The sequence below is a fragment of the Streptomyces sp. 35G-GA-8 genome (genome assembly GCF_023534745.1).
In the GTDB taxonomy this organism is placed as follows: Bacteria; Actinomycetota; Actinomycetes; order Streptomycetales; family Streptomycetaceae; genus Streptomyces.
Genome location: NZ_JAMHJQ010000016.1, coordinates 193,243 through 203,207, shown reverse-complemented (window position 1 = coordinate 203,207; position 9,965 = coordinate 193,243). Strand labels below are relative to the sequence as shown.

9 protein-coding genes are annotated in these 9,965 nt (G+C 69.2%); 3 read left to right on the top strand and 6 right to left on the bottom strand.

What is annotated here, in order from left to right:
• Positions 1–367 precede the first annotated feature (367 nt).
• Positions 368–946, bottom strand: coding sequence for a hypothetical protein (locus M1203_RS31680; protein ID WP_249953266.1), 579 nt, complete (start codon positions 944–946; stop codon positions 368–370).
• A gap of 4 nt (positions 947–950) precedes the next feature.
• On the bottom strand, positions 951–1,433 hold the full coding sequence (locus tag M1203_RS31675; RefSeq protein WP_249953279.1) for a hypothetical protein: 483 nt from the start codon (positions 1,431–1,433) through the stop codon (positions 951–953).
• A gap of 580 nt (positions 1,434–2,013) precedes the next feature.
• On the opposite strand from M1203_RS31675, the gene M1203_RS31670 reads away from it, so the two are divergent.
• Genes M1203_RS31670 through M1203_RS31660 form a run of 3 tightly spaced genes read left to right on the top strand, consistent with a single transcriptional unit; the run spans position 2,014 to position 6,215 of the window.
• Positions 2,014–4,518 carry a YfhO family protein gene (locus tag M1203_RS31670; protein ID WP_249953278.1) on the top strand — a complete coding sequence of 835 codons (2,505 nt, stop codon included), beginning with the start codon at positions 2,014–2,016 and terminating at the stop codon, positions 4,516–4,518.
• Positions 4,512–5,513, top strand: coding sequence for a glycosyltransferase family 2 protein (locus M1203_RS31665; RefSeq protein WP_249953265.1), 1,002 nt, complete (start codon positions 4,512–4,514; stop codon positions 5,511–5,513). The genes M1203_RS31670 and M1203_RS31665 overlap by 7 nt, the downstream gene beginning before the upstream one ends.
• A gap of 39 nt (positions 5,514–5,552) precedes the next feature.
• Positions 5,553–6,215, top strand: coding sequence for a GPP34 family phosphoprotein (locus tag M1203_RS31660; RefSeq protein WP_249953264.1), 663 nt, complete (start codon positions 5,553–5,555; stop codon positions 6,213–6,215).
• Between the two features lie 174 nt (positions 6,216–6,389).
• Here the strand turns inward: M1203_RS31660 and M1203_RS31655 are convergent, their stop codons facing one another.
• Genes M1203_RS31655 through M1203_RS31640 form a run of 4 tightly spaced genes read right to left on the bottom strand, consistent with a single transcriptional unit; the run spans position 6,390 to position 9,930 of the window.
• On the bottom strand, positions 6,390–6,995 hold the full coding sequence (locus M1203_RS31655; protein WP_249953263.1) for a response regulator transcription factor: 606 nt from the start codon (positions 6,993–6,995) through the stop codon (positions 6,390–6,392).
• A complete protein-coding gene (locus M1203_RS31650; protein WP_249953262.1) occupies positions 6,995–8,179 on the bottom strand; it encodes a sensor histidine kinase in 1,185 nt (394 codons plus the stop codon). The genes M1203_RS31655 and M1203_RS31650 overlap by 1 nt, the downstream gene beginning before the upstream one ends.
• Before the next feature lie 30 nt (positions 8,180–8,209).
• Positions 8,210–8,977 carry an ABC transporter permease gene (locus M1203_RS31645; protein WP_249953261.1) on the bottom strand — a complete coding sequence of 256 codons (768 nt, stop codon included), beginning with the start codon at positions 8,975–8,977 and terminating at the stop codon, positions 8,210–8,212.
• Complete coding sequence (locus tag M1203_RS31640; protein ID WP_249953260.1) at positions 8,974–9,930, bottom strand: ABC transporter ATP-binding protein; 957 nt, start codon at positions 9,928–9,930, stop codon at positions 8,974–8,976. Before M1203_RS31640 ends, M1203_RS31645 begins: the two co-directional genes overlap by 4 nt.
• Positions 9,931–9,965 lie beyond the last annotated feature (35 nt).

Here is a 9,965-nt window from a genome sequence, read left to right as displayed (position 1 = left end):
CGGGCCGCCCCCCTCAAAGCTGCACTTGCGGTGGAGGGGCGGGTGTCAAGGGTGACCGGAGGTCATCGGCTTGCCGACGCGACGAAGGAGCGCCCTTGATACCCGACCCGGAACCGCGAAACTGAAACCTAGGGGCGGCCCCCACCCGTCTCTGGACCCTCCGGGTAACCCCGGTTACCCCTCGGCACGAACCCCCACCCAACAACGCACCCCCACCAGCGGGGCATGAGTCCCGGCCTCCCACATGCCGTCAGTCGCTTTGCCGGTGCCGGGCCGCCCCACTCCACTTCCGCGCCCCGCAGGGCCCACCGGGCCGCAGGCCGGGAACCCACCCCCCCCCCGGCTCACCCCGATTACCCCTCGGTCCTCACGTCAGCAGGAACGCCGTTGCCGTCGCCGCGCCCAAGGTCGCTCCGGCGATTGTCTGGGCGGGGGTGTGGTACTTGAGGGCTATGCGGGACCAGCACACCGCCGTGGTCATGGCGTACCCCAGCAGCCACCAGGGGTGGTGGACCACGGCGAGCAGTGTCACGACGGCCGAGGCGACCGCCGAGTCGACCGAGATCTTCCATACGGTGTTCACGGCCAGGAGCAGGACCGTCATCGCCCAGAGGGCGAGCATCGTGACGAGGATGCCCGTCGGGGCGTTGCCGAGCAGCATGATGACGGAGCCCGTGCCGATCGAGCCGAGGATGACGAAGAAGATCGGCGCGCGTTTCGTACGGTCGACCACATGGCGATCGCCCCATCTGCCCCGCTTGCGTTCCCATTCGATATAGCCGGCGGGTATCAGTCCGGCGCACAGGGCGGCGAGCAGGCCCCAGGGGGCGCCGGTCCAGTCCCCTGCCGCGGCGAGGCCGATGGCGAGCATGCCGATCAGCAGGACGTTGCGGGGCTGGAAGATGTCGGTGACGGTGCGGGCCGCCGGGACGGTGGTGGTGCGCATGCCTTTACCGCGATTCCGGGTTCGCTTTCGCGTCCGTGATCCCGCCGACCGTGATCCCGCCGTCCGTGTTCCCACTGTCCGTGTTCCCACTGTCCGTGTCCCCGTCACTCGTCCCCCCGCCGCTCCCGCTCCGTCCGGCCTCGGTGTCCTCCAGCAGCGACAGTGCGAATTGCAGCAACTCCGGAGAGAGTTCGTCGTCGTGGAGACCGCGCGCCGCGATTCCGCTGATCTCTCCCGTGCGGCACTTCGCGAGGAACTGGAGTCCGGCCACGACATCGTCGACGACCTCGGACTTTTCCTTGAAGAAGCGCCAGTCCACGCCGAAACCCAGCCCCAGGGCCCGCAGGATCTCTTCCGACGGCCGAGTGACCTTCCCTGCGAGGATGTTCGAGAAGTAGCTGTGGGAAAGGGAGCCGCCGCGCTCCTTGACCAGGTCCGCGAAGACCCGGCCCGAGATCTTCTGGCCCGGGAAGGTCCTCTCCACCATGTACTCGACCTTCTGACGCAGCGTCCGCAGTTCCCCCACGCGCTCCTCGCGGCCGAGGTCGCCCTCGCGGCCGAGGTCGCCGTCATCGTCGCGGCCGAGGCCGCCGTCCCCGACGGCCGCAGGGTTGACATCGTTGTCCATACTGGCCCCCGATTTCGGTCAGCGGGCTCGTACTGTAACCGGCCCCGATGAGGACGACCCAGGGTCAGAACACGCTTGCACAACCACTTTACGTCACTGTTAACTCGAAAAAACATGGGCAGGGGGCCACGAGGGGAGTCCCCTGTCCATGCGACTCACCGTCGGCGAATTCCGTTGCGGCGCAGGTGAATCCGGTCGTGGCGAATAGGCGTAGCCCTTCACGACGGGGGATGCGCGAAGGGCTACGCGTCCCATTATGACCCCTCGTCAGGGAATTTCGACAGCGGATCGGCCGCGGACTCCCGGACGCGTGGTAGCGCGGGCGCGGTGTTGACGTCGGAATGTGCTCTACATCACGGCAACGCGTGGGGTTCCGGGGACAGATCCCTGTGTGAAACCTATCGGCCGCGCCGCATGTCTCGCCGCCCTGATCACCGCCATGGCACTGTGCGCCGGTGACGCGCTCGCGCGTGTCTTTCCGTTCGGCTCCCGGACCCGCAGCGTCAACGATCTGGGCAACCAGTACATCCCGTACCACGCCTATCTATGGGACCTGCTGCACGGCAAAGCCGACGGCGATCTGTTCGTCAACTGGCGCTCCGGCTTCGGCTCCAGCCTGCTGCCCGATCTCGGTACGTACCTCACCAGCCCCTTCGCCCCGCTGGTCGCGCTCTTTCCACGGGACGAGATCGATCTCGCGGTCTATGTGATCACCGTCGCGAAACTGGCCGCGGCCGGTGCCGTGATGGCCTGGCTGCTGCTCCGGCTGCGCCCCGGGCGCTGGTGGGTCGCGGGGGCGCTGGGCGGCTCGTATGCCCTGTGCGGGTGGGCCATCTCGGACGGCGTGTACAACACGATGTGGCTGGACGGCCTGATCGCCTTCCCGCTGCTCTGCCTGGTGGGTGAGTGGGCGTTGGCCGGCCGTCGGCCGGTGCTCGGCGCGCTGGTGGTCACGGTCGCCTGGACCGCCAACTTCTACACCGCGTACATGGCCACGCTCGGAGCCGGACTCCTGCTCCTCGCCCGGCTGTTGACCCACTCGGGGTCCGTCAGGGAGCGTCTTGTGGCGCTGCGGCGGGCCGCCCTGACCACCGCGCTGGGGATGGGCCTCGCCGCGCCGGTGGTGCTCGTCATCTACTTCGGGACGCGGCACGCGTACCCGGGCCGGACCACGGTGTTCTCCTCGGCCCATTGGACCGATGTCTTCGCCCGAATGCTGCCCACCACATACAGCTTCGGAAGCCCGGCCCTCTACCTGAACACCGCGGCGCTGCTGCTCACCCTCACCCTGCCGTTCAACCCGGCGGTGCCGCGCCGGGTGCGCCGGGTGCTGACGGTGCTCGTGATCGGGGTGGCGGTGTCGTTCCAGTGGGGCCCCACCCACCTGGTCTGGAACGCGTTCAGCACCCCCAACGGGAGCGCTTTCCGACAGGCGTTCGTCCTGTGCGGTCTGATGGTGATCGCCGCTTGGTGTTCGTTCGCCCACGGGGTTCCCGGCCGGCGTCCGATACTGGCCGCGAGCGGAGTGCTGGCGCTCGTCATGGCCGGTGCGAGCGTCAGCGGTCTGGTCAATCGGTGGACGATCCCGATCGCGCTGGTGGGCGCCGCCTCGGGGGCTGTCGTGCTGGCCCTCATGGCCGCCGACCGGCCCCGTCCACGGGCGGTCGTCGCCTTCTGCGCGGCCTTGCTGATCACCGTCCAACTGGCCCAGTCGGCGGGGACCACGGCCCTCGCCAACAAGCTGAGGCTGGCTCACGCGGACGACTACGCGCCGTGGGGCGAGCGGCAGCGCGAGCAGCGCGACGCCATCGCGGGGGCGGACGACTGGCCGCGCGAGCGCACCGAGCCGGGCCGTGGACAGACCGTCGCGAACGACCCGTTGCTCGTCGGCGGCCAGGGCGCTCAGTACTACAGCAGCATGACGTCCGACGTGCTCAGCCGTACGCTCACGGCGCTCGGCGGCGGCTGGACGTCGCGGGGACGGTCGGTGCAGAGCCTGGACAACCCGGTCACGGACGTCGTCTTCTCCGTGGGCGCCCGCGTGCACTCCCCTCCCGACCCGCACCAGTGGTGGAATCCCCAGGAGGGTGGTGCTCCGGTGGTCACGCGGCGGGAGGTACCGCCGCTGGTCACCGTCCGGCCCGCCGGTCCCGTATCGGAGTTCGGCGCCTCGGCCTTCCGCAACCAGGAGAAGCTGCTCGGCGCCCGGGTGTATACGGTGCCCCGGATCCGGCCCGTCACGACGCGCCCCGGTGTCGCCGCCCGGATCACCGCCTCCTGTCCGGTGGGCAGCGATGCGCAGTTGTGGGCGCCGCACTTCTCGGGCACCGCGCGCCTGAGGGAGGCGGCGTCCGCAACGGGTTCCTCGGCGGCGTCCGCTGCAGACTCCGGCGCCGGGTCCGCCGCCCCCGTGGGCCGGTTCGTGGCCGACGCCAACCCCGTCACCCAGATCGCCTCGATGCAGCCACTCGGCACCGTCCCGTCCTCCGGTCGCGTCACCATCGATCTCAGCCCCAACAAGGCGGGCACCGTCCCTGACGGCGCTCTCGGCTGTCTGGACACCCGCCGCCTGCGCGAGTCCGTGCAACGTCTCAGGACCACCGGAGCCACCGAGGTCGACGTCTCCGGCCACACCGTGACGGCCGTACTGCCGCCGGGCGCCGAGAGGACCGCCGTGCTCGCCGTGCCGCGTATCGCCGGCTGGCGGTGTGCCGCGGGCGGCTCCGCGCCGCGCCCCGCGGACTCGTACCTCGGCCTCGTCGCCGTACCACTCGCCGATTCCTCGGCCCCGACCACCGTCCGCTGTGACTTCCGGCCCCCGGGCCTGCGAATCGGCGCGCTCGTGGGCGGAGCCTCCCTGCTCGTCCTCATTGGCCTCATCGTCCACAGCGTCCGGCTCGCACGGGCGTCGCGGCGAGATACCCGTCAGGAAGCGTCATGCTGATCTCCATCGTCGTTCCGTGCTACAACGAGGAAGCGGTGATCGACCGTTTCCACGAGCGCGTCACCCAAGAGACCTCCACGCTCGACCTCGGCTCCGATTCCGACGTGTCCTTCGAATTCGTCTTCGTGGACGACGGCAGCAGCGACGAAACACTGCCCCGCCTCAGCCGGCTCGCCGACAAGGACCCCCGCGTCCGCTACATCTCCTTCAGCCGTAACTTCGGCAAGGAAGCCGCGATGCTCGCCGGTCTGGAACACGCCGCCGGTGACGCGCTCGTCATCATGGACGCGGACCTCCAGCATCCGCCGGAGCTCATTTCGCGCATGGTGGAACTGCACCGCGAGGGATACGACCAGGTCATCGCCCGGCGCACCCGAAAGGGAGACCGGTTCAGCAGGACCCTTACCGCGCGGGCCTATTACTGGCTCATCAACCGCTTCATGGACGTGGAGATCGTGGACGGAGTGGGGGATTTCCGGCTGCTCTCGCGCCGGGCGGCGGACTCCGTCGCGGCCCTCACCGAGTACAACCGTTTCTCCAAGGGTCTCTTCGCCTGGGTGGGCTTTCCCAGCACGACGTTCAACTACGAGAACGCCGTACGTGAGGAAGGCACCAGCAAATGGAGCTTCGGCAAACTCGTCAACTATGGTCTGGACGGCCTGCTTTCCTTCAACAACAAGCCCCTGCGCGCCGCCGTCCATCTCGGTGTCACCCTGATGGTGATCGCCGCCGTCTACGCCGTGTGGATCGTCGGCGGAGTTCTGACGCGGGGCGTCGACACCCCGGGTTACGCGACCCTGTTGGTGGTCATCACGGCTCTGGCCGGGGCGCAGATATCGATGATCGGGATCGTCGGTGAATACATCGGGCGCATCTATTACGAGGTGAAGCGGCGCCCGCACTATCTCGTGAAGGCGTCCAACACCCCGACGGTCGGCGTATCGCTGACGGAGTCGGCCAGGTCGGAGCGGCGAGTGAGCCGGCCCGTACGCTGATGGTGTTTACCCCCCACGGCACCCGGAGAGGCAACAGATATGGAAACCACGCTGGGCGAAGAGCTCTTACTGCTTGCGCTGGATGACAAATGGGGCTACGAGAAGGAGCCGGAGAAGGTCGCCTGGGCGATCGCCGCGGCGTCCCTCCTGGATCTCGCGCTGGCCGGGCGGATCGAGGTGGCCGATGAGGTGGTCGCCGTCCGTGATCCCGCGCCGCTCGGTGTCCCCGGCCTCGACGCCGCGCTCGCCGACATCGTCGGCTACGAAAAGCCGGGCAAGGTCAAGGACTGGCTGCGCCACCTGAAGAAGCCGGCCGTGGCCGGTGCGACGGACGGTCTGGTGGAGAAGGGGCTGGTCCGCAAGGAGACCAAGAAGGTGCTCGGGCTCTTCCCCGTGCGCCGCTATCCGGAGGCGGACGGGTCGGCCGAGGCGGCGGTACGGGAGCGGCTCGACGAGGTGGTGCTCCGGGGCGAGACCCCCGACGACCGTACGGCGGGGCTGGTGGCCCTGCTCCACGGCGCGAAGCTGCACAAGCTGGCGTTCGCGGAGGGCGACGCGCGCGCGATCGAGTCGCGGATGGCGGAGATCGCCCAGGGCCAGTGGGCGTCGCCCGCCGTACGGAGCATCATCGACGCGGCGCAGACCGCACTCACGGTGATGGTCACCTCGACGGCGATCGGGGCGGTCATGGGCGCCAACTGAGGCGCCCCCGCGCCCCGGAGGCCCGCGCCCCGGAGGCCCGCGTCCCGGAGGCCCGCGTCCCGGAGGCCCCGCGCCCCGGAGGCCCCGCGCCCCGTACGCCGACCGGAATCGGCGTACGGGGCGAGTAGGTCCTCGGCAGGGCCCGATAGGGCCCAGGAGCCCCGTACCGCTCGCTCAGATCCAGCCGCGCCGCTGCGCCAGATACGCCGCCGCGTGCCGGTTCTCCACCCCCAGCTTGGTGGTCACGGCCGACAGGTAGTTGCGTACGGTGCCCTGCGCCAGCGCCGCCCGTTCCGCTATGTCCTCGATCGGCGCGCCGTCCGCGGCCAGCGTGAGCAGATCGGCCTCCCGCGAGGTCAGCGGCGAGTCACCGGCGCTGATGGCGTCCGCGGCCAGGGTGGAGTCGATATAGCGGCTGCCGCCGTGCACGCTGCGGATGATCGAGGCGAGTTCCTGCGCGGACACGGTCTTGGACACGAACCCCTGGACCCCGGAGGCCAGCGCGCGCTTGAGATGGCCCGGCAGGCCGTGGCTGGTGACGATCAGCGTCTGACAGCCGGGCAGGCTCCGGTTGAGATCCTCCGCGACGGTGATGCCGTCCTTGCCCGGCATCTGGAGGTCGAGGACGGCGACATCGGGTTTGTGGTGGCGGGCCATGGCCACGGCCTCGGGGCCGGTCGAGGCTTCGGCGACGACCTCCAGGTCGTGTTCGAAGGTCAGCAGCGCGGCCAGCGCGCCGCGTATGAGATGTTCGTCATCGGCGAGGAGGACCCGGATCATTACGATTCCCCGTTCGGTATGCGCACAGTGAGGCGGTAGGTGTTCTTCGGCCCGTAGCCGTGACAGAGGTCGCCGCCGAGGGGCGCGAGCCGCTGCGTCAGCCCGTCCAGACCCGTCCCCTGGCCGGGACCGCCGCCGGCCGTGGCACCGTCATTGGTCACCTGGAGCTGGGTTCCCGCTCCGTCGCGGCGATCCACGGTGATGGTGCAGTGGGTGGCCTGGGAGTGCCGCAGTACGTTGGTGACGGCCTCCCTGACGGCCCAGCCCAGCGCGATCTGGGTCTTCTCCCCGAAGCCGCCCGGCGGCGGGGCGTGATGGATGACGCAGGTCGCGCCCGCCGCTTCCAGGACCGCGCGGGCGCCGTCGAGTTCGGCTTCCAGGTCGGTGGTGCGGTAGTTCCGTACGACGTCCCTGATCTCCTTGTGCAGTTCGCGCGCGAGGCGCTGCACTTCGACCATCTCCGCCTGCGCCTTGGGGTGCTGGGTGAGCCGGGCGGCCAGTTCGCCCTTGAGCGCGATGACGGACAGGTTCCGCCCGATCACATCGTGCAGATCGCGGGCGAACCGGAGCCGCTCCTCCGCCACGACCAGCCGGGCCTGTGATTCCCGGGCCGCGTCCAGCTGCCACATGACGGCCAGAAACCATACGGAGGAGTGCATGAGAAGGCCGATGACCGCCCATCCCGTCGCGGTGACGGTCAGAACGGGCAGGGCCATCCGCGGGTCGAGATAGAGACTCACGGTGGTGGCGGCGACGGTCTCGGCGAGCGCGGCGCTCGCGTAGAGGCGCAGATTGGCCGTGGGCGACAGCGCGAAGGCGAGCGGCAGCGCCAGGACGACCGACAGCGTGGCGATCGACTGCGTTCCGGTCAGCCATCCGGAGTCGTACAGGTAGGGCATCAGCGCGAGTTGGAGCGCGGTGAGCGCCCCGATCCCGAGCAGCAGTGGTACCGGGAGGATCTGCCGTCCCATGCCGTAGGCCACGGCTGTGGTCGCACCGATGCCCTGGACCGTCGTGAGCGCGGCGGCCAGGCCCACGACCGAGGTGGGGGTGCCGCCACGCTGGAGTTGGGCGAGTAAGGGCCAGAGGAGGGAAGCGAGCAGGAACCACGGCATGGAACAGAGCATCCAACGTGTGTAGACCGTGGCCTTGTGCACGTTGGTCTGGTGCAGCGAGGTCCCCATTTCGCTTCCTCTTCCCCGTTGGTCATGCTGTCAGTCTCTGGGCTCCCACCGGAACCAGCGCCGTACACCCCAGGTCGCCAGAGCGGTCCAGGCGAGGATCGTGGCGACCCTGATGAGCGCGGAGCCCAAACCCGCATCCTCTCCGGTCCAGCCTGACTGGACCAGGCTGACGGCGGGGGTGAGCGGGAAGTAGCCGAGGACGTCCCCGAAGATGTCCGGCAGAACACCCATGGGGATAAGGGTGCCTGAGGTCAGCAGGAGGAAGAGGAAGCCCATCGTGCTGACTCCCTGGGCGCTCTCCGCGGTGCGCGCCACGGCGGTGGTGAGCGCGGCCACGGCGGTGGTCAGGAGGGCGCCGAGCAGGATGCCGAGAAGCGCCAGATGGGGGGCCGCGGGGGCGCCGAGACCGGCGATGACGGTGACGGCCGAGGCGATCAGGGCGAACTGGACGACGGCGACCACGATCATGGGCACGGCCGGGCTGGCCAGGATGACGGTGTCGTGGACCTCACCGGTGCGCAGCCGCTTGAGGAGGTGGTCCTCGCGGCGCAGTACGTAGACGCCGGTGAGCGGCGCGTACAGGGCCATGACGAGGACGATGCCCGCGGAGGTGGAGATCATGACCTGGCCCATGGCGAGACCGGCGCCCGCCAGGTCGTACTGGTCCATGAAGGTGGTCGTGCCCATGGTGATCAGTACGGGGATGACCAGCACGTTGAACAGGTTGGTCTTGCTCCGGGCGAAGAGGCGCAGCTCGACCCGGCTGAGCGCGGTGAGGTGTGCGACGGCGGTACTCATTCGGTGCCCCTCGTGGCGGTCCGGGCGACGCGCAGGAACGCCTCCTCCAAGGAGGCGGAGCTGGCGTCGAGTTCCTTCAGGTCGATGCCCTTGTGGCGGGCCCAGAACAGGACTTCGGTCGTGGTGTGCTGCAGGTCCTCGGTGGACAGTTCCATCCGGCCGTCCTTGCCGGCGGTGACGGTGGCCCGCAGGTCGCCCGCCGAGGGGAGGTCGTCGGTGCCGAGACCCGGCGGGAGGCGGAAGGTGAGGGTGGAGGGGTGCGCGGCGACGATCTCGGGCACGGTTCCGGATGCCGCGATCTCGCCCTGGTGCATGATGGCCAGATGGTCGGCGAGCCCTTCGGCCTCTTCCAGGTAGTGCGTGGTCAGGACGATGGTGGCGCCTTCGTCATTGAGCTGTTCGATGATCCGCCAGGTGTCGTGGCGTCCCTCGGGGTCCATTCCGGTCGTCGGTTCGTCCAGGAAGAGGAGATCGGGCCGGCCGAGCGTGGCCATGGCGAGATCGAGCCGCCGCTTCTCGCCGCCCGACAGGCTCTTGACGGTGACATCGCCGCGGTGCCCGAGCCCCACCATCTCGGTGGCCTCCGCGACGGGGCGCGGGTCGGTGGTGACGGACGCCCACATGCCGACGGTTTCGTCGACCGTGAGGTCGGTGGCGAAACCGCCGTGCTGGAGCATGACACCCGTGCGCGGCCGGGTGTGCTTACGGTCGGAAAAGGGATCGTGCGCGCCGAAAAGGCGAATGCTGCCACCGGTGGGGCGGGCGAGACCTTCGAGCAGTTCGACCGTAGAGGTCTTTCCTGCGCCATTTGTCCCGAGCAGAGCGAAGATTTCGCCCTTGGGGACAGTGAAGTTGACGCCTCGAACGGCGGCGAAGCCACGCTTGTCATCCGGCCCGTATCGCCGCCAAAGGTCTGTGACCTCGATCACATTTTCTGCTCCATTGGCATCCATGGGCGAAATCGTCCCCGATGAATGACGTCCATCCC

What these genes read in the sequence shown, in the direction of transcription:
- M1203_RS31640 (WP_249953260.1), bottom strand. Translation starts at nt 9,930, where the DNA reads ATGGATGCCAATGGAGCAGAAAATGTGATCGAGGTCACAGACCTTTGG.
- M1203_RS31660 (WP_249953264.1), top strand. Translation starts at nt 5,553, where the DNA reads ATGGAAACCACGCTGGGCGAAGAGCTCTTACTGCTTGCGCTGGATGAC.
- M1203_RS31650 (WP_249953262.1), bottom strand. Translation starts at nt 8,179, where the DNA reads ATGGGGACCTCGCTGCACCAGACCAACGTGCACAAGGCCACGGTCTAC.
- M1203_RS31655 (WP_249953263.1), bottom strand. Translation starts at nt 6,995, where the DNA reads ATGATCCGGGTCCTCCTCGCCGATGACGAACATCTCATACGCGGCGCG.
- M1203_RS31675 (WP_249953279.1), bottom strand. Translation starts at nt 1,433, where the DNA reads ATGGTGGAGAGGACCTTCCCGGGCCAGAAGATCTCGGGCCGGGTCTTC.
- M1203_RS31670 (WP_249953278.1), top strand. Translation starts at nt 2,014, where the DNA reads ATGGCACTGTGCGCCGGTGACGCGCTCGCGCGTGTCTTTCCGTTCGGC.
- M1203_RS31645 (WP_249953261.1), bottom strand. Translation starts at nt 8,977, where the DNA reads ATGAGTACCGCCGTCGCACACCTCACCGCGCTCAGCCGGGTCGAGCTG.
- M1203_RS31680 (WP_249953266.1), bottom strand. Translation starts at nt 946, where the DNA reads ATGCGCACCACCACCGTCCCGGCGGCCCGCACCGTCACCGACATCTTC.
- M1203_RS31665 (WP_249953265.1), top strand. Translation starts at nt 4,512, where the DNA reads ATGCTGATCTCCATCGTCGTTCCGTGCTACAACGAGGAAGCGGTGATC.